The organism is Anaeromyxobacter oryzisoli (assembly GCF_022690765.1).
In the GTDB taxonomy this organism is placed as follows: domain Bacteria; phylum Myxococcota; class Myxococcia; order Myxococcales; family Anaeromyxobacteraceae; genus Anaeromyxobacter; species Anaeromyxobacter oryzisoli.
The window spans coordinates 23,182-42,433 of record NZ_JALCZA010000034.1 but is presented as its reverse complement, the minus strand read 5'-3'; the positions used below and the strand labels follow the sequence as shown (position 1 = coordinate 42,433).

The window sequence follows — 19,252 nt, the reverse complement described above, 5'->3', positions numbered from 1 at the left end:
TGCGGCGGGTGCAACCTAGGGCTAGCAGGTGGGGTCAGCAGGTGTCCTGAGTGCACGAGCCACCGCTCGCGGAGCAGCCGAAACGGAGCGTCGGCGAGGAGCTGACCGCCCCTTTCCTGCCGTACGCTCGAATCCTCGCCACCATGCTGGACGGGGTGCTCGTCGTCGCCGCGCCCGACGGGCGCGTCGTCATCGCGAACGAGGCGGCGGGGCGGATCTTCGGGGTCCCGCGTGACGAGCTGCTCGCGCCGGTCGAGTCCTTCATCGAGCGCTTCGACCTGCGATCGCGGGACGGAGCGCGCGCGCTCCCGATCGGCGTCCGCGCGCTCCAGGGCGAGGTCGTCCCTCCCGACGAGCGCCTGCTCAGGACGCCGGACGGGAGGGACAAGACCATCCGCACCAGCGCCGCGCCGCTGCGCGACGATCGCGGGGAGGTGGTGGCGGCCGTCATCGTGGTAGGCGACGTCACCGCCGAGAGGGCCGCGGAGCGCCGCGCCGCCGAGCAGGCCCGGGCGCTGAGAGACAAGGAGGAGCACCTCCGGCTCGCCAAGGAGGCCGCGCGCCTGGGCTCCTGGGAGTGGAACCTCCTCACCAACGAGCACGTCTGGTCGGAGCGCAGCCGGGAGCTGTTCGGGCTGCCACCCGACGTCCCGGTGACGCACGCGACGTTCCTCGCGGCGGTCGCCCCGGAGGATCGGGAGCGGGTCGAGGCCGCCGTGCGGCGGGCCATCGACGACGGCGAGGACCTCGACGTCGAGCTGCGCGCGCTGTGGCCCGACGGCACCCGGCACTGGGTCGCGTCGAAGGGGCGGGCGTTCTTCGAGAACGGCCGCGCCGTGCGAATGGTCGGGATGGCGCTCGACATCGACGAGCGCAAGGCGGCGGAGCAGGCCCTGCGCATCAGCGAGGCCCGGGCGCGGGCGATCTCGCGGAACATCCGGGACGCGCTGATGGTCTTCGAGGCGGTCCGCGCGCCGGACGGCGCGGTGATCGGGTGGCGCTACGCCGACGCGAACGAGGGGGGCCTCCGCCTCATGGGCGCGGCCCGTGCGGACCTCGTCGGGAGGTCCCTGCGCGAGGTGATCCCGGAGCGGAGCGCGGCCCTCGAGCAACGCATGGAGCGGGTCTTCGCCACCGGGGAGCCCGAGCAGTACGAGACCTCGTTCCGCGGGCTCGCGCTGCTCGTCCGGATCTTCCGGATTGACGAGAGCACCCTCGGGACCGCCGCGCTCGACATCACCGAGCGCAAGCGGGCGGAGCTGCGACTCCGGGAGAGCGCCCAGCGCTACCGGGCGTTCTTCGAGAACCTGATCGAGCTGGTGGGCGTGTACGAGGCCGAGCGCGACGAGGACGGGAACGTGGTCGCGCTCGTCATCCGCGACATGAACGACCCCGCGCTGGCGCTCTTCGGCCGATCGCGGGACGAGACCGTGGGCAAGCCGATCAGCGAGGTCTTCGGCCCGGAGCCGGCGCGGGACGTCCTCCCGAGCTGGTCGTCCGTGCTCGAGACGGGCGTGCCGGTCCAGCACGAGCTCGTCCTGAAGGGCCGCACCCTCCTCTTCTCCGTCGCGCGCATGGGCGCCGACACGCTCGCCGCGGTGGCGGCCGACATCACGGAGCGGAAGCAGGCCGAGAACGCGATGCGCGAGGCCGACCGGCGCAAGACGGAGTTCCTGGGCGTCCTCTCGCACGAGCTGCGCAACCCGCTCGCCCCGATCCGCAACGGCATCCACGTGCTCGAGCGCGCCCCCTCCGACAGCCGCCAGGCCGTCCGGGCGCGGGAGGTGCTGCGGCGGCAGACGGACCACCTCGCCCGCCTGGTGGACGACCTGCTCGACGTGACGCGGATCTCACGGGGCAAGATCCGCCTCCACTGCGCCCCGATGGATCTGCGGGAGGTCGTCCGCCGCACGTGCGAGGACCTGCGCTCGCTCTTCGAGCAGAGCGGGATCGAGCTGCGCGTCGATCTCGCCGCCGGCCCGATCCAGGTGGACGCGGACGCGGCCCGCATCGCCCAGATCGTCGGGAACCTGCTCCAGAACGCGAACAAGTTCACCCCGCCGAGCGGCGTGGTGACCGTCACGCTGCGGCTCGACGGCGGCCGCGCCCGGCTCTCCGTCCGGGACACGGGGATCGGGATCGACCCGTCGCGGGTCGCGCAGGTGTTCGAGCCGTTCACGCAGGAGGAGCACGGGCTCGCGCGCACCCGGGGCGGCCTGGGCCTCGGGCTCGCGCTCGCGAAGGGGCTCGTGACGCTCCACGGGGGCGAGATCGTCGCGCGCAGCGAGGGTGTGGGGCGCGGCACGGAGTTCGTGGTCACCCTGCCGCTCCTCGAGCCGCAGCCGGAGGCGCACCCGGCGCCCGCGGCCGCGCCCGGCGAGCCGCGGGCCGCGACCGGCCGGCTGGTGCTGATCGTCGAGGACAACGTGGACGCGGCCGAGATCCTGGCCGACCTGCTCCAGCTCGAGGGGCACCGGGTGCACCTCGCCCGCGACGCCGCGAGCGGGATCGCGCTCGCGCGCGAGCTCCACCCCGACGTGGTGCTCTGCGACATCGGCCTCCCCGACGCGGACGGGTACGCGGTCGCCCGCGCCCTCAGGGCCGAGGAGTCGCTCCGCTCGACCCGCCTCGTCGCCCTGAGCGGCTACGCCCAGCCCGAGGACAAGCAGCGCGCCCGGGAGGCCGGGTTCGACGCGCACCTGTCGAAGCCGGCCTCCCTCGAGGCGCTGACCGAAGCGCTCTCCTGATGGCGACACCTACTCGCGTCGAGCGGCTGCGGCGCACGCCGCCTCCGGAGGCAGGGCCCGGCGGGCCGGGAGCCGGCTGGCCGATCCGGCCCGTGGTCCACGAGCGAGCTGGCCCTCTCGGGACGTTTGACGGGTTCCTGACGAGCTGGGTCCCAAGGTTGACGCCATCCTGATCCGGGCGAGAGCAGGTTATCGAACCCGAGCTCGCCCATGCCCGCCCCGACGGCGGGGAACGACGGGCCTCGCCGCGCCCTCGGAGCACCGCCCATGTTCGACGTCCTTTACCTGCTCACCACGGTCGCGTTCTTCGCGCTCTCGATCGCCTACGTCTCCGGCTGCGACCGTCTGTGAACGTTCGGATCCGCCCATGACCTTCGACCACGCAGCCGGCATCGTCCTCGCGTTCGTCCTCACCGTCTACCTGGGGTACGCGCTCGTCCGTCCCGAGCGCTTCTAGGAGCGCGCCATGACCGAGAACGGCTGGCTCCAGATCGGGCTCTTCGCCCTGGTCGTCCTCGCCGTCACGAAGCCCTTCGGGCTCTACCTGCACCGGGTGTTCGAGGGAGAGCGGCGGCCGCTCCCGCGCGTCCTCGGACCCCTCGAGCGCGCGCTGTACCGGCTCTGCGGAGTCGAGCCGCGGCGGGAGCACGACTGGAAGGGCTACGCCTTCGCGATGCTGATCTTCAGCGGCCTCGGCGTGGTGGTGACCTACGCGATCCAGCGCCTGCAGCACGTCCTCCCCCTGAACCCGCAGGGCCTCGGACCGGTCGCGCCCGACCTCGCCTTCAACACGGCCGCGAGCTTCGCCACCAACACCAACTGGCAGAACTACGGCGGCGAGACCACCATGAGCGACCTCACGCAGATGGCGGGGCTCGCGTGGCACAACTTCACCTCCGCCGCGGTGGGGATCGGGGTGGCGCTCGCCCTCGCGCGGGGCCTGACGCGCCACCCGGGGCCGGGCGGCGCGAGGACGCTCGGGAACTTCTGGGTCGATCTCGTCCGATCGATCGTCTACGTCCTCCTCCCCGCCTCCGTCGTCGTCGCGCTGGTCCTCGTCGCGCTCGGCGTGCCCCAGACCCTCTCCGCCTATCGCGAGCTCACCACGCTCGAGGGGCTGAAGCAGGTCGTCGCGCTCGGCCCGGTCGCCTCGCAGGAGGCGATCAAGGAGCTCGGCACCAACGGCGGCGGCTTCTTCAACGCCAACAGCGCCCACCCGTTCGAGAACCCGACCCCGCTCACCAACTTCCTCGAGCTGGTGCTGATCTTCTCGATCCCCGCGGCGCTCACCTACACGTACGGGAAGATGGCGCGCGACACGCGGCAGGGGTGGGCCGTCTTCGCGGCGATGGCGGTGCTCTTCCTCGCGGGCGTCGGGATCGCCTACCGCGCCGAGGCGCAGGCGAACCCCGCCCTCGCCGGCCTCGCCTGCGACCACCGGGCCGGGAATCTGGAGGGCAAGGAGACGCGGTTCGGCGTCGCCGGCAGCGCCCTGTTCGCGACCGTGACGACGGGCACCTCGTGCGGCGCCGTGAACGCCATGCACGACAGCTTCACGCCGCTCGGCGGGCTCGTGCCGCTCCTGAACATCCAGCTCGGGGAGGTGATCTTCGGCGGCGTCGGCGCCGGCCTCTACGCGATGCTGGTGATGGTGATCCTCACCGTCTTCATCGCCGGGCTGATGGTCGGACGCACGCCCGAGTACCTGGGGAAGAAGATCGAGGCGCGGGAGATGAAGCTGGCGATGCTCTACGTCCTCATCTTCCCGCTCCTCGTGCTCGTGCTCTCGGCCTGGGCCGCGGTGGCGCCGTACGGCGCCTCGTCCCTCGGCAACGCGGGGCCCCACGGCCTCTCGGAGATCCTCTACGCGTACTCGAGCCAGGCCGGCAACAACGGCTCGGCGTTCGCCGGCCTGAGCGGGAACACCCGCTTCTGGAACGTGACCGGCGCGCTGGACATGCTCGCCGGCCGCTTCCTCATGATCGTCCCCGTCCTCGCCATCGCGGGGTCGATGGTCGGGAAGAAGGTGGTGCCCGCCGGTCCGGGGACCTTCCCGACGAACGGCGCGACGTTCACCGTCCTCCTGATCTTCGTGATCCTGATCGTCGGCGCCCTGACGTTCTTCCCCGCGCTCTCGCTCGGCCCGGTGCTCGAGCACTTCGCCGCGCTCCACGGGAGGGTGTTCTAGCCATGGCCTCGGCCTCCTCGAAGACGAAGCAGCTCTCGCTGTTCGACCCGGCCATCCTGCGGCCCGCGCTCCTCGAGAGCCTGAGGAAGCTCGACCCACGCCGCGTGGCGAGGAACCCGGTCATGTTCGTGGTCGAGGTGGGCAGCGTCCTCACGACCCTGCTCTGGCTCCGCGACCGGCTCCTGCGTCCCCCGGGCGCCGCGCCGGGGTGGTTCACGCTGTCGGTGAGCGTCTGGCTCTGGTTCACGGTGGTCTTCGCCAACTTCGCCGAGGCGGTGGCCGAGGGGCGCGGCAAGGCGCAGGCGCAGGCGCTCCGCAGGATGCGGCGGGAGGTCACCGCGCGGAGGCGCGTGGACGGCGGCGAGGAGCGCGTGCCCGCGTCGGCCCTCCGCAAGGGCGACACCGTGGTGGTCGAGGCCGGCGAGGTGATCCCGGGCGACGGCGAGATCGTGGAGGGGATCGCCTCGGTGGACGAGTCGGCCATCACCGGCGAGTCCGCGCCGGTGATCCGCGAGTCGGGCGGCGATCGCTCCGCCGTCACCGGCGGCACCCGGGTGCTCTCCGATCGGATCGTGGTCCGGATCGGCGTCGAGCCCGGCGAGTCCTTCCTCGACCGGATGATCGCGCTCGTCGAGGGGGCGGCCCGGCAGAAGACCCCGAACGAGATCGCGCTGCACATCCTCCTCGTCGGGCTCACGGTGATCTTCCTCTTCGCGTGCGTGACGTTGGTCCCCGTCGCGCGCTACGCCTCGATCGACCTCTCCGCCACCGCGGTGGTCGCGCTCCTCGTGTGCCTCATCCCCACCACCATCGGCGGCCTCCTCTCCGCGATCGGGATCGCCGGCATGGACCGGCTCCTGCGCAAGAACGTCCTCGCCATGAGCGGCCGCGCGGTGGAGGCCGCCGGGGACGTGGACACCCTCCTGCTCGACAAGACGGGGACCATCACCCTCGGCAACCGGATGGCGACCGAGCTCATCCCGTCGCCGGGCGTCGCGGTCGAGGACCTCGCCGACGCCGCGCAGCTCGCGAGCCTCGCCGACGAGACGCCGGAGGGCCGGTCGATCGTGGTGCTCGCGAAGCAGCAGTACGGCCTCCGCGGCCGCGAGGTGCGCGAGGCGGAGCACCACTTCATCCCCTTCACCGCGCAGACCCGCATGAGCGGCGTGGACATGGGGCCGCGGCGGATCCGGAAGGGCGCGGTGGACGCGGTGGCGCGGCACGTGGCCGCGCTGGGCGGGGCGCTCCCGCCCGAGCTCCAGGCCGCCGCGGAGCGGATCGGCGACTCGGGCGGCACGCCGCTCGCGGTGTCCGACGGCGCGCGCGTCCTCGGGCTGGTGCACCTCAAGGACGTGGTGAAGGGCGGGATCGCCGAGCGGTTCGAGCGGTTCCGGGCGATGGGCATCCGCACCGTCATGATCACCGGCGACAACCCCCGCACCGCGGCCGCCATCGCGCGCGAGGCCGGGGTGGACGACTTCCTCGCCGAGGCCACGCCCGAGGCGAAGATGCGCCTCATCAAGGACGAGCAGGCGAAGGGGAAGCTCGTCGCGATGACGGGCGACGGGACGAACGACGCGCCCGCCCTGGCCCAGGCCGACGTCGGCGTGGCGATGAACACCGGCACGCAGGCGGCGAAGGAGGCGGGCAACATGGTGGACCTCGACTCGAACCCCACCAAGCTGCTCGAGGTGGTCGAGGTCGGCAAGCAGCTCCTCATGACGCGCGGGACGCTCACCACGTTCTCGATCGCGAACGACGTCGCGAAGTACTTCGCGATCCTCCCGGCGCTCTTCGTGGCGGTCTACCCGGAGCTGGCGCCGCTCGACGTGATGCACCTCGCCTCCCCGTTCAGCGCGATCCTCTCGGCGGTGATCTTCAACGCGATCATCATCGTGCTCCTCATCCCCCTCGCCCTGAAGGGCGTCCGGTACCGGCCGCTCGGGGCCGCCGCGGTGCTCCGCCGCTCGCTGCTCCTCTACGGGGTCGGGGGCGTCGTCGCGCCGTTCGCGGGCATCAAGCTCATCGACCTGGCGCTCGCCGCGACGCGCCTGGTCCACGCATAGGGGAGGCCTCATGCGCAAGGTCATCGAGCTCCGCCGCGCCACCCCGCTCCCCCTGCCCGCGCCGCCGCCGCCCGCGGCCCCCGGGCTGCGGGAGCACCTCGTGCCCGCCGTGCGCGCGACGATCGTCACGCTCGTCCTCACCGGCCTCGCCTACCCGCTCCTCGTGACGGGGCTCGCCCAGCTCCTCTTCCCGCACCACGCCCGCGGCAGCCTCGCGGTGGACGACAAGGGGGCCGTGGTCGGCTCCGAGCTCCTCGCGCAGCGCTTCGCGAGCCCCGCCTACTTCCAGCCGCGCCCGTCCGCGGCGGGCGAGCAGGGCTACGACCCGCTCGCCTCCGGCGGCTCGAACCTGGGCCCCACCTCGAAGAAGCTGCGCGACCGCGCGACGGCCGAGGTGGAGCGGCTGCGGAGGGAGAACCCGGACGCCGCGGGGCCGGTCCCGGTGGAGCTCGTGACCACCTCCGGCAGCGGCCTCGATCCGCACCTCTCGCCGGCGGCGGCGCTCTGGCAGCTCCCGCGGGTGGCGAAGGCACGGCAGGTCCCGGAGGCGCGCGTCCGCGCGGTGGTCGAGGACGCCGTCGAGGCTCGGGACCTCGGCCTCCTCGGCGAGCCGAGGGTGAACGTGCTCCTCCTGAACCTGGCGCTGGATCGGCGGCTGGGCGCGCCGGCGTCGCCCGCGGCGGGCCCGCCGGCGGCCGGGCGCCCCGAGTAGAGCTCCCTGGCGCATGGCCCCCGGCGCGATCACCACGGGCAGACGTCCCAGCGCCCAGGACTTCCTCGAGCTGGTCGAGCGCCGCCGGCGAGGCCGGCTCAAGCTCTACATCGGCTTCGCCGCCGGGGTCGGGAAGACCTGGCGCATGCTCGAGGAGGCGCACGCGCTCCGGGCCAGGAACGTGGACGTGGTGCTGGGGCTCATCGAGCCGCACGGGCGCGCGGAGACCGCGGCGCTGGTGCGGGACCTCGAGGTCGTGCCGCGCCGCAGGGTGGAGTACCGCGGCGTCGCGGTCGAGGAGATGGATCTCGAGGCGATCCTCGCGCGGAGGCCACAGGTGGCGATCGTGGACGAGATCCCGCACACCAACGTGCCGGGGTCGAAGAACCGGAAGCGCTACCAGGACGTGCTCGAGCTCCTCGCCGAGGGCGTCAACGTGATCGGCGCCCTCAACATCCAGCACCTCGAGAGCCTGAACGACCTCATCCGGCGCAACACCGGCGTGCGGGTGCGCGAGACGGTGCCCGACTCCTTCCTCGAGCAGGCGGATCAGGTCGTGAACCTCGATCTCGCGGTCGAGGACCTGGTCGAGCGGCTCCGCGCCGGGAAGATCTACCCGCACGAGAAGATCCCCTGGGCGCTGGAGCACTTCTTCCGCGACCAGAACCTCGCCACGCTCCGCGAGCTGTCCCTCCGCGAGGTGGCCGAGAGCCTCGATCGGTCCGCGGCGCAGGCGGCGCGGGTGGGCGTGACGCCCGGGCCGACGCGCGGCCGGGTGATGGTGGCCCTCTCCTCGAATCCGCCGCACGCGGTCGCCCTGCTCCGGCGCGGCTCGCGCATGGCGGGGCGGCTCAACACGAACTGGTACGTGGTGTACGTCGAGACCCCCGAGGAGGCTCCGGACCGGATCGACGCGGAGGCGCAGCGAAACCTCCTCGACAATGTCGAGAAGGCCCGCGAGCTGGGGGCGGAGGTGGTGCGGCTTCACGCCGACGACCCGGCCGCGGCCATGCTCGGGTTCGCGCGCTCGCACCGGGTGAGCGACCTCATCGTCGGGCGGAGCGAGCAGCCGCGCTGGCGCCGCCTCGTGGGGCGCTCGGTCCTCCAGCGGCTGGTGGACGAGGCCCAGGGGCTCGACCTGCACATCGTCTCGTTCGAGGGCGAGGAGGAGGTGAAGCCATGACGCTGCGCACGAAGCTCCTCCTCGCGCTCGCCCCGATGGCGGCGGTCCTGGCGCTCTTCGGCGTGGCCTCGGTGACCGCGATCTCGACGCTCGGCCGGAGCCCGGGGCTGATCCTGAAGGACAACTACCGGAGCGTGCTCGCCGCCGAGCGGATGCTCCAGGCGCTCGACGCGCTCGAGGCGAGCGCGCTCCGGCTCGCCACGCGCCGGCCGCAGGGGCCCGACGTCGCCGCGCCCTGGCAGCGGTTCGAGTCGGAGCTCCAGGTCCAGGAGCACAACATCACGGAGCGTGGAGAGGCCGAGGTCACCCGGCGCCTCCGCCAGGCGTGGTCGGAGTACCGCGTCACCTACCGGCGGCTCGCGGACGCCCCCGCCGAAGGCCGGCTCGGGACGTACTTCGAGGCCCTCGAGCCCGCGTACCGGGCGGTGCAGGCGGCGGAGGGCGAGCTCCTCGCCCTCAACCAGGACGCGATGGCGTCGAAGGCGGAGCGGGCGCGCCGGACGGCGGAGCGGAATGGCGCGGCGGTGATGGTGGCGACCGCGGCCGGGCTCGCGATCGGCCTGTTCGTGTCCCTCACCCTGACGGCGCGCCTGCTGGGCCCGCTCGGCGCGCTGGCGCGGACGGTCCGCCGCATCGGCGAGGGAGACCTGGACGCCCGGGTGACCGTGGAGGGCAAGGACGAGATCGCCGCGCTCGCGACCGAGTTCAACACCATGGCGAACAGGCTCGCCGACTACCGCTCGAGCTCCCTGGGCGAGCTGCTCCAGGCCCAGCAGGCGTCGCAGGCCGTCATCGACAGCCTCCCCGATCCGGTCCTCGTCCTCGACGCCGCCGGGGCGATCCTGAACCTGAACGGCGCGGCCGAGACGACCCTCCGGCTCGGCGCCGGCGGGACCACCCCGGCCCTGTCGGCGCTCGACCCCGCGCTGCGGGCGGTGGTCGAGCGGGTGCGCGCGCACGTCCTCTCCGGGAAGGGGGCCTACGTCCCCCGCGGCTTCGAGGAGGCGGTCCGCATCGACTCCCCCGAGGGCGGCCGGCACCTCCTGCCACGCGCCTCGCCGCTCTACTCCGAGGAGGGCGGCGTCGCCGGCGTGACCATCGTGCTCCAGGACGTGACGCGCCTGATGCGCTTCGACGAGCTGAAGAACGACCTCGTCGCGACGGTGGCGCACGAGCTCCGCACCCCGCTCGGCTCGCTCCGGATGGCCGTGCACCTGTGCGTCGAGGAGGCCGCCGGGACGCTCACCGAGCAGCAGGCGGACCTCATGCTCGCCGCGCGGCAGGACTGCGAGAGGCTCCAGGCCATCGTGGACGACCTGCTCGATCTGTCGCGCATCCAGTCGGGCCGGATGACGCTCGAGGTGGGGCGCGTCGAGGCGAGCGCGCTCGTCCTCGAGGCGGAGGCGACGCTCCGCTCGGCCGCGGACGCGGCCCGGATCACGCTCTCCGCCGCGCCAGCCGCGACGCCGCTCGAGGTGCGCGGCGATCCCGAGCGCGCCCGGCTCGTGCTCGCGAACCTCCTCGCCAACGCGATCCAGCACACGCCGCCCGGCGGATCGGTCGAGGTCCGGGTCGCCGCGACCGGGGAGGCGGCGCGGTTCGAGGTGCGGGACACCGGCGAGGGCATCCCGCGCGAGCACCTCGACCACGTGTTCGAGAAGTTCTACCGCGTGCCGGGCACGCGCCGGAGCGGGGTCGGGCTCGGGCTCTACATCGCGCGCGAGATCGTGGCCGCCCACGGCGGCGCGATCGGGGCGGAGAGCGAGCCCGGCAAGGGGAGCACGTTCTGGTTCACGCTCCCGCTCGCGCAGCGGCAGCCCACGGCGGCCTGACGGCGGCCGCCGGCCGCCCTGGCCCCCGTCCGGCCCGAGCGGAGCGGCCGGGGGGCGGCGCCAGCCCTCGCCCCTTCACCACGCTGCGTGCGCGCTAGCAGAGCGGGTCGCCGGCCATCGCCGTGAACGGATCGACGACGGACCAGTCCGACTCGAGCCCGGTGACCGAATCTCGCGCCTTCACGCGCCAGTAGTACTGGTTCCTGTCCGGCACCGCGCTGCAGTAGTCCTGCGGCAGGTTCGTCAGCGTGACCTCGAAGGACAGGATCGCCGCGCCGCCGCGCGTGCCGGGCGCGCCGGGGATCCAGCCGGAGTCGGGAGGAGCGCCGTTCAGCAGCGTCGTGAAGGTCGGATCCGACGCGAGCTGCACCCGGTACTCCATCGGGTCGCCCGTCGGCGCCGCCACCGGGTACCACTGCAGGTCGAGGACCATCGTCGACTGCGGCACCGCGACCCCGACCGCCCCCACGGCCACCAGGTCCGGCGCCGGGACCGCGTCGGCGGCGGCCGTCGTGAACGTGGCGAGGGCGGTCCTGAGCACATTCCGGAAGGAATCGACGCTCCGGACCCGCCAGGCGTACGTCGTCGCGGGGGAGAGCCCCGTGAGCGTCACCGCGTGAGCGCCGACCTCGGCGGCGCTCCCGGCGACGTACCCCGGCATGCCCGCGCCGTACTCGACCCACGTCGAGGCGCTCTCGTCGGTCTGCCACGCGATGGTCGCGGTGGTCGCGGTGAGGCCGCTCACGCGCGGCGCGGTCGCCAGCGCAGGCGGGGCGTACCGGATCGGCGGCATCGTGAACCCGTGGCAATGATCGCAGCCCGAGGAGCCCGTCATGCTCTGGCCGCTGTACGGCTCGGTCCACTTCGAGATCCCCTCGTGGCCGTGGCACCAGAAGCAGGCGCTGCCCGGAGGCGCCGGATCCACGTGCGTCGCCGTGGGGTCCATGTAGCACTGTCCGTCGGGGCAGATGATCGTGTCGGTGTGGCACTCCTTGCAGCGGTCGTGGCGACCGCCCGCGTGGCAGGCCTCGCAGAGCTTCTCGGCGCCGACGCCGGTCCGATCGATCGCGCCGGGCGGGATCGCCGTCCCGTTCACCACCCCGGCGAAGAGGAAGCTGTTCTGGCTCGCGTGCCCGCCGTGGCACGTCGCGCACGGCATCGCCGGGTAGCCGCGGTAGTACGGGGCCTTCAGCGTCCCGCCGAACCCGGTGGGCGTCACGTCGGGAGCGCAGGGCACCGGCCCGTGCTCCGGATCGAAGCAGGTGCCGCGGCGGCCGCCGTGGAAGTCGCCGCTCGTCCCGTCGGAGGTCGCCTCGCTCCACCCCGGCAGCACCGGTGGCGTCCACGACGTCGCGGCGTCGGTCCCCTGGTGCAGCACCTGGCCCGGCGCTCCGCCCGGAGCGGCCGGGGGCGAGTGGCACCCGATGCAGACCGTGTTGACCGTGGCGCTCGCGACCAGGCCGGGGTTGCCGGTCAGGTGCGTGCCGTCATGCGACGCCGGATCGTGACAGGAGAAGCAGGTCGTGGGCTCGCCGCTCGCGGGCCGCGCCTCGGAGAACACGGGATCGTGCAGCGTCGGGCCCGACCGCGCGGTGGGCGCGACGCCGCCCGGGTCGATCCGGGCGTGGCACGAGGTGCAGGGGAGCGGGCCGACCGTGCTCCAGGTCGGCGGCGACGCCGGGGGCGGCGCGCCAAGCGGGGCGTGGCAGGCGACGAGGCAGGTCGTGCCCGTGGACGAGCCGCTCAGCCGCGCCCCGGCCGTGCTCGTCCCGCCCGGCAGCACGAGGCTCGGGTTGAGGACGACCTGCTGCGCGCCGTCGCCGTGCAGCGCCGGATCGGTCGGGTGGCAGCTCCCGCACCCGAGCGGGCGCGGGTCGCTCGGGAACGGCGGCGTCGGCGCGGAGGCGCCCTCGTGCGCGAGGTGCGCCCCGGTCGTCGGCGGCGTCGCGTGACAGTCCTGGCAGCGCGCCTTGAACCCCGTCTGGTGTCGGTGGCAGAACGCGCAATCGCCGAGGTGGACCGCGTCCGCGCTCCCGGCGGCCTGCCAGCGCGCCGTGCGCGTGTGGCACACCTGGCAAGGCCCGCTGCCGTCGCCGTTCGCGAAGCTCGCCTGGCCCGGGTTCGCCGCCCCGCCCGCGGCCGCGTAGCCGGCCCGCGTCGCGAGCCGGGTCGCCTTCGGCGGCGGGGGCTCGGTCCCGACGAGCCAGGGCGGCTTGATGATCTCGCGGACGAGGTGGGTGTTCCGGGTGCCGTGCACCGTGTGGCAGTCGCGGCAGGTGGTCGTCCAGGCGCCGTAGGTCCGGCCGGCGGTCTCGCTGCCGTGATCGGAGACCGCGTGGCACGCGGTGCAGAGCTGGCTCGAGTCGTCGCGCACCAGCAGGTTGCCGTCGCCCCGGTCGGCGCTCGCGGTCACGGCGATCGGCGCGGAGGACGTCGAGCGGGCCGACGTGTCGGTCGCGGTCGCGACGAGCGTGGCGCTCCCGGGCGACAGCGCGACGATCGCCTCGTACAGGCCCGTCTCCGGGGCGGAGAGGTAACGCGTGTTCTGCGACATCGCCACCCCGGCCGAGCCCGCGCCGGCGATGGCCAGCGTCACCTGCGCGATCGCGGAGAGGCCCGCGGGATGCTGGACGCGCGCCTGGACCCGGACCCGCCGTCCGGTGACCGCGCCGTCCATCGGGTTCACGATGGCGACGACCGGCGCGAGGCTCCCCGGCGACGGGTCCCCGGCGCGCTGGGCGAGGGCCGCCCGCGGGAGGACGCACGCGAGCACGCAGAGCCAGGCGAAGCGGGTCACCCAACCGTTTTCTGCACAAACCGAACCGCGCCAGCCGGAGGGGGCGCGCTTCGTTCACGCCCGTACAACCGTCCAGATGTCGGGCACCTGCGGACCCTGTCCCGCCGCGGGAGGGACGGCGGGCCGAGGTCGGAGGTGGGGCACTGCACCCAGCCGATGGGTCACATCGCCCAGACGTGGACTTTTGGGCTCCCAACGGCCGGGGCCGTGGTCCCCACGCGGGCGCCCCGCGGTGCGGTCGCGCCGACCGTACCGGCGGGCGACTCGGCGTCGTGCGATCCGCTCACGGATCGACCGAGCAGATGATCTTCATGCACCTCGCGCTCACGGTCAGATCCTTGTCCACCCGGAAGTCGCAGGTCGCGTCCTTCTTGCCGTCGCACGCGCCATGCCAGCCGGTGAAGGCCGAGTCCTTGTCCGGCTCCACGGCGAGCACCACCTCGGCGCCGTCGTCCACGTCCCGCTGGCAGTCCGAGCCGCAGTCGATCCCGAACGCGTCCGCCTTCACGGTGCAGGTGCCGTTCCCCGTCCGCGTCACCGAGAGCACGTGCTGCTTCGGGGGAGGCGGCGGAGGCGGCGCGAAGTTGATGGTCACGTTGATGGTCGAGTTGACGATGAGCGAGCAGTCCGCGATCCCCGAGCAGTCGCCGGCGAAGCCCTCGAACGTCGCCCCGTTCTGCGGGTGCGCGACGATGAGGACGGTCGCGCCGTTCTCGACCTGGACCGTGCAGCTCCCCGAGCAGACGGATTGGTCCTTCGACGTGCGCACCTCGGCGGTCCCGGGTCCCGAGAGCGAGAGGTTCAGCGGCGACGTCGACGCGGCCGGCGGGGTGGGCGACGGCGTGGGCGACGGCGTCGTGGTCGTCACGGAGGACGCGCCGCCACACGCCATCGCGACGAGCAGGGTCCCGAGGCACAGCCTGACGAGCTTCATCATGTCGGACCTCCCCCGACTCCGTAGGAGGTCCACGAGCCGTGCGCTACCGTGAGTGGAACCGCCCGAGCCCTCGCCGGAACGCCGCCGGTCCGCGCGCGCGAGCAGGCGGAACTCGAGCGCGCCGCCTTGTCCTCGGGGCGTGCCGCCCCGCCCCGAGCACAGACACGAACGGGGAGCGGTGCTCCGCCCCCCGTTCAACCATCTCGGCTCGGATCGCCGATCAGTGCCGCAGCTCGGGCCGCTCCGTCGGACGGACCTCCGACGGTGGTGGCGACGTGGGCTCGGCAGTGAACGTCGGGTGGTACCCGCGCTCCTCCGTGGCGGCCATCTCCTCGGCCCGGCGCGCGATCCGCCCCTCGAGCGAGCTGCCGATCGCGGATCCGATCAGCGAGCCGACGAGGCCAAGGATCGTCGCGAGCCCGGCGAGCGCCAGGGTGGTCCCAGAGCCTACGACCATCCGCTCACCAGCGACACGCGCACCCGGTGCCGACGCCGCGAACAGCGCCCCGGCGTAAGCGACCCCGAGCGCCCACACCATCAGGCCGTTCAGGTATGCCCCGCGACGCTCGCTGAGAGACACCGCGATCACCGCGCCAGCGCACACCGCAACGAGCGGCGTGAGGATCTGCCACACGCCCGACAGGACGGTGGCCCCGGCCCGACCAAAGGCCGCGCCGAACAGGCCTAGCACCGTCGCGATCGCCACGGCGAAGAACGCACCGGTGACGGAGGCGCCCCAGTGAACGAACGGCCGCCTCTCGATTGTCATCGTTGCCATGCTATTTGCACCTCCTCCCACTTCTTCGATGACCACGATTCGGCCGATGTCAAACGCCGTGCGTGGCGCCGGAAGGCGGCCGTCGGCCTGCACGCCCGGGCCTCGCGCCTCGGCCCGAATCCGCCTCGAGCTGTCGCCAGACTCGCCGCCGCGCTGCCCGCCGGGCGGCGGGGAGAGCGTGGCGCGGGGCGGCCGGCGAGGAGAGGGGCTGGGCTCAGGAAGACGACACTGGGCACCTCCGCCGTCTCGCTCCTCGTCTCCGCGTTCGCGTTCCACCGCGCCGACGAGCGGGTCGCGGACGCGCTCACGACGTTCTGTGAAGCCGGGGTCGCCCAGCATGACCGCGCCTGGCCGCTCCCGGGCCAGGCGTAGTCGTCTCGGGCACCTGCACTAACGGTTTAGCTCTTCGACGCGCCCCCAGAATCTGATGGACCGGATCGCGTCGAAGCGAATGGCCCGCTCGTACCCGCTCCCCAACTCCGCGTCGAAGTACGAGGCGAGGTCGTGCCCGTAGTAGATGACGTCGGTCTGGTAGACGGAGAACACCGGGTTGCCGGTCTCCAGCGGCTCGGCAGGGAGGTAACGATGGCCGTAGATCGGGACCAGAGCAGGTGCCCCCCTGACCGCTTCGGATGCAACAGCCTTCGCTGCCGCCACTTCGGGCGGTCGGTCTCCCCACTCCGGCATCCAGAAGGCGTTGCACTCCACATCGACGAGCATCCCCTCCAGAGGCCATGCGAACTGCGCCTCCAGGGCCGCGTCGAGGTCGCGCCAACACGGGAAGCCTTTGCCGGCTGGGAGGCCCTCCCGAAGAAGCTCGGCAAGATCGGGTGGGAACTGAAACCCGAATCGCTGCTCCGCGCGTTCGAGCTCGTGCGTCGTGAGACCGGGCTCGACGAGGAATCCGCGCGCCTCGACCAGCTCGAACACTCGGGACCAGCGAGCCATGGCTCCTCAGGGTACCAGCGCGGACTCGCCACCGCACGACAGCGACAGTGCGTCGCCCGCTATTCCCTCTGGGATCAACGCGGCCGGAGAGCGGCGCCGACGCAGCGCTCGCCACGACCGTCCGCGACCTCTTGCCGCCTGCGCTCGACGCCGCCGTCGAGGAGGCCCGCACCGCGAGCTCTACCGAGACGCTGCTCGTGCAGGCGGCTCGGCGCCACCGCCGCGTCCCGGAGGCAGGCGTCGCGCGGCAGCTCGATCTCCTCGGCAAGGTGAGGGCGGTGGCGCAGCCGGCCGCCTCCGCGCGCCGCAGGTCGAGCTGCGGGTGCTCCGGCGTGATTCGGCATCAGCCTGATGGTCCGGGTTCGGCGTCGCCCGGCTCACCGAGAAGCTCCACCTTGATGCCCTTGGCGCGAGCCATGAACGTGCCCTCGATCCCGGACAACAGCACCGTGACCTCACCGTCCACGTCGCATGGCAAGCTGAGCACGTTGGGGAACGGCTGATCGTTCACCTGGACGGTGCCATCCATCACATCCAGGGTTCCGGTCGGCTCCCGTTGAATCGTGGCGTTGCGGAGTCGGACCTCCGCATCCTGATACCACCCGACGCCCGTGTCCCACCCCGGCCGCCCATCGCTGCTGAGGATGTAGAGGTTCATCACCAGCACCGAATCCGCGCCTTCACGGCGAACCGCCTCCAGGGTGCCGTCGTGGAACTCGACCGCGAGGTTGGCCATCTCGCCCTCCAGTTCAGGACCCGCTTGCCGCCGCTACGAGACGACCCGGCCGTGCCGCCGACTCGGCGTGAAGACGGCGCATTCGCTTCTCTCGTCGCTGGGTGCGCTCGGCCTCGCCCACCTCCTACGAGGCCGGCTTCGACCACTTGCGAAGCAACTCGGCGAGCCCCTCCTTCGCCAGCCGGCGCTCGGCGACGGCGATCTCGCGTCGTAGAAGCCGGAGGGCGGCTCCTCGACGATGAACCCGTTCAGCTCCAGGAAGACGACGGCGGCCAACACGCCGGTCCGCTTGTTCCCGTCGACGAAGGGCTGGTTCTCCGCGATGTGGAAGGCATAGGCGGCCGCCATCGCGAAGAGGCTCTCGTGAACGAACGTGCCGCCGAAGGTGGCTCGCGGCGTCGCGATGGCGGAATCGAGGAGTCCCTGATCGCGGAGCCCAGCCGAGCCGCCGTAGCGCGCCAACTGGCCCTCGTGGATGAGGAGCACGTCCGCGAGGTCGAGGAACTCCGGGTCCATCACTTCGCGAGCTTGCGGAGGCTCTCGTCGTGGGCGGTCATGGCGCGGGCCAACGCGGCCTTCACCCGCTCGCGCTTCCCCTTCCGGATCGGCACGAGGACGAGCTTGTCGCCGTCGGTCTTCATGTCGAGCTCGGTGTCCCGATCGATGTCGAGCAGCTCCAGGATGGGCTTCTCGATGACGATGCCGAGGCTGTTGCCGATGGCCGTGAGCTTCTTCCGCATGGCGCGCCTCCGTTATTACGGCTGTATAACTGGCGCGGATCGGCCCCGCAAGTCCGGTGCCTGGGTGCACATCGCCGGATCGGACCGCGGGACCTCGACGGGCGCGCGCGACTCCGTCGAAGCCAGCACCGGAGTTGAAGACGTCGCAGGATCTCTGACCCAGCGGGGGGCGGACGTGCGGAACCGCAGCCGCTTCGGTGACGGTCCGGCGAGCACCGCGGTGAGAGGCTCCCGACGACCGGGATGGAGCGATCCTGGCCGCCCTTCACCCTGCCCTCTCCCCCGGTGGGGGACAGGGAACGGATTCCATTGGGAGAGAAGAATGCCGGAGCCGCCCTGTAAGCCGGGTTCTGTTCCGCGGGTCGCCCCGCGGCGGCGAACATTCCTCTCGGACGCGCGTTGCCGCGCGCCTCCAGCGAGCCATACCCGGAGGCCTGGACCGGGCCGATCCCTCCGACCGCTCGCGCGGGCGGAACGCCTCCCTATTTGCTCTTGCACCAGGTGGGGTTTGCCGTGCCGCGCCGGTCACCCGGCGCGCGGTGCGCTCTTACCGCACCGTTTCACCCTTGCCACGCGCACCTCGCGATGCCGTTCGGCGGTCTGTTCTCTGTGGCACTGTCCTGCGGGTCGCCCCGACCGGTCGTTGACCGGCACCCTGCCCTGTGGTGCCCGGACTTTCCTCGGCGGCCCCCGTGCAAGCAAGGCCGACGCGTTCGCCCGGACGGCTCCGGCGAGCGGGATGTAGCACGCGGCGACGGGGGCGGCAACGGGAGGTCGCACGCGGGGCGGCCGGCCCCCCTCACCGCCGCAGGCTCGGCGGCACCCCGCGCTTCGGGCAGAGCGCCTCGACGGCGCAGCGCGAGCACGCCGGCGCCCGGGCGATGCACGTCCTCCGCCCGTGCCAGACGAAAAGCTGGTGCGCCTTCGCCCACCGCTCCTCGGGGACGAGCGCCTCGAGATCCCGCTCGACCCGGTCCGGATCCTCCTCGCGCGTGAGCCCCAGGCGGCGCGCGACGCGCCCGACGTGCGTGTCCACGGGGAACGCGTGCCCCGCCCCGAGGTGCACCAGCACGACCCCGGCGGTCTTGGGCCCGACCCCGGGCAGCGCCTCGAGCGCCTCCCGCGTGCGCGGCACGCGCCCGCCGTGCTCCTCGGCGATGGCGCGGGCCGCCGCGACGATCGCCTTCGCCTTGTTCCGGTACAGGCCCAGGCTCCGGATGTACGGCCAGAGGTCCTCCGGACGGGCGGCCGCGTAGGCGGCGGCGTCCGGGTAGCGGCCGAAGAGCGCGGGCGTGGCCCGGTTCACGCCCACGTCGGTGGACTGGGCGGAGAGGATCACCGAGACGAGGAGCTGGAGATCGTCCTGGAACTCGAGGGCGATCTTCACGTCCGGCATCGCGCGCTCGAGCCGGTCCACGATCTCCACGGACCGGGCCCTCGACCGGGCGGTGGGCGCGCGCCTCGTACGCGATCGGGCGGGCATGGCGAACGCGATGCTATCGCACCGCCGCCGCGCGGAGGAGCGATGGCGATACCCTCGCCCTTCGACTCCGGCGCGCTGCGCGCGCCTACGCTCAGGGCGAACGGA

General features: G+C 73.0%; 16 protein-coding genes and 1 other RNA gene. 8 read left to right on the top strand and 9 right to left on the bottom strand.

All coding sequences use genetic code 11. From position 1 onward, the window contains the following. The first annotated feature begins 50 nt into the window (after positions 1-50). From MNZ27_RS12415 to MNZ27_RS12380, 8 genes are all read left to right on the top strand, one after another. Entirely contained in the window at positions 51-2,747 is a 2,697-nt protein-coding gene (locus tag MNZ27_RS12415) for a PAS domain-containing hybrid sensor histidine kinase/response regulator (RefSeq protein WP_242394390.1), read from the top strand. Between the two features lie 210 nt (positions 2,748-2,957). Next, a complete protein-coding gene (locus MNZ27_RS12410; protein WP_242394389.1) occupies positions 2,958-3,098 on the top strand; it encodes a hypothetical protein in 141 nt (46 codons plus the stop codon). Between the two features lie 16 nt (positions 3,099-3,114). Beyond that, positions 3,115-3,204: a K(+)-transporting ATPase subunit F gene (gene kdpF / locus MNZ27_RS12405; protein ID WP_242394388.1), complete on the top strand. Its 90-nt coding sequence runs from the start codon at positions 3,115-3,117 to the stop codon at positions 3,202-3,204. Between the two features lie 9 nt (positions 3,205-3,213). After that, positions 3,214-4,935 carry a potassium-transporting ATPase subunit KdpA gene (gene kdpA / locus MNZ27_RS12400; protein ID WP_242394387.1) on the top strand — a complete coding sequence of 574 codons (1,722 nt, stop codon included), beginning with the start codon at positions 3,214-3,216 and terminating at the stop codon, positions 4,933-4,935. A 2-nt stretch (positions 4,936-4,937) separates the two neighbouring features. Continuing rightward, complete coding sequence (kdpB, locus tag MNZ27_RS12395; protein WP_242394386.1) at positions 4,938-7,001, top strand: potassium-transporting ATPase subunit KdpB; 2,064 nt, start codon at positions 4,938-4,940, stop codon at positions 6,999-7,001. A 10-nt stretch (positions 7,002-7,011) separates the two neighbouring features. Then, positions 7,012-7,713, top strand: a complete 702-nt coding sequence (gene kdpC, locus MNZ27_RS12390; RefSeq protein WP_408629690.1) for a potassium-transporting ATPase subunit KdpC — start codon at positions 7,012-7,014, stop codon at positions 7,711-7,713. 13 nt (positions 7,714-7,726) lie between these two features. Further along, the gene (locus MNZ27_RS12385) at positions 7,727-8,896 is read left to right on the top strand and encodes a sensor protein KdpD (protein ID WP_242394385.1); all 1,170 of its coding nucleotides are present in this window, start codon (positions 7,727-7,729) and stop codon (positions 8,894-8,896) included. Then, positions 8,893-10,728 carry a HAMP domain-containing sensor histidine kinase gene (locus tag MNZ27_RS12380; protein WP_242394384.1) on the top strand — a complete coding sequence of 612 codons (1,836 nt, stop codon included), beginning with the start codon at positions 8,893-8,895 and terminating at the stop codon, positions 10,726-10,728. The genes MNZ27_RS12385 and MNZ27_RS12380 overlap by 4 nt, the downstream gene beginning before the upstream one ends. 94 nt (positions 10,729-10,822) lie before the next feature. On the opposite strand, the gene MNZ27_RS12375 is transcribed toward MNZ27_RS12380, so the two are convergent. The 9 genes from MNZ27_RS12375 to nth form a co-directional block, all read right to left on the bottom strand. Further along, positions 10,823-13,525, bottom strand: a complete 2,703-nt coding sequence (locus MNZ27_RS12375; protein WP_242394383.1) for a fibronectin type III domain-containing protein — start codon at positions 13,523-13,525, stop codon at positions 10,823-10,825. Between the two features lie 283 nt (positions 13,526-13,808). Next, entirely contained in the window at positions 13,809-14,462 is a 654-nt protein-coding gene (locus MNZ27_RS12370) for an InlB B-repeat-containing protein (protein WP_242394382.1), read from the bottom strand. 220 nt (positions 14,463-14,682) lie between these two features. Then, positions 14,683-15,231, bottom strand: coding sequence for a hypothetical protein (locus MNZ27_RS12365; RefSeq protein WP_242394381.1), 549 nt, complete (start codon positions 15,229-15,231; stop codon positions 14,683-14,685). A 399-nt stretch (positions 15,232-15,630) separates the two neighbouring features. Beyond that, positions 15,631-16,188: an SMI1/KNR4 family protein gene (locus tag MNZ27_RS12360; protein ID WP_242394380.1), complete on the bottom strand. Its 558-nt coding sequence runs from the start codon at positions 16,186-16,188 to the stop codon at positions 15,631-15,633. Positions 16,189-16,531: 343 nt separating this feature from the next. Beyond that, positions 16,532-16,924: a hypothetical protein gene (locus MNZ27_RS12355; RefSeq protein ID WP_242394379.1), complete on the bottom strand. Its 393-nt coding sequence runs from the start codon at positions 16,922-16,924 to the stop codon at positions 16,532-16,534. Between the two features lie 33 nt (positions 16,925-16,957). After that, complete coding sequence (locus tag MNZ27_RS12350; protein WP_242394378.1) at positions 16,958-17,440, bottom strand: type II toxin-antitoxin system death-on-curing family toxin; 483 nt, start codon at positions 17,438-17,440, stop codon at positions 16,958-16,960. After that, entirely contained in the window at positions 17,440-17,664 is a 225-nt protein-coding gene (locus tag MNZ27_RS12345; RefSeq protein WP_242394377.1) for an AbrB/MazE/SpoVT family DNA-binding domain-containing protein, read from the bottom strand. Before MNZ27_RS12345 ends, MNZ27_RS12350 begins: the two co-directional genes overlap by 1 nt. A 323-nt stretch (positions 17,665-17,987) precedes the next feature. Continuing rightward, an RNA gene (gene rnpB / locus MNZ27_RS12340) (RNase P RNA component class A) lies at positions 17,988-18,393 on the bottom strand. A gap of 70 nt (positions 18,394-18,463) precedes the next feature. Next, positions 18,464-19,147, bottom strand: a complete 684-nt coding sequence (gene nth / locus MNZ27_RS12335) for an endonuclease III (protein WP_242394376.1) — start codon at positions 19,145-19,147, stop codon at positions 18,464-18,466. Positions 19,148-19,252 lie beyond the last annotated feature (105 nt).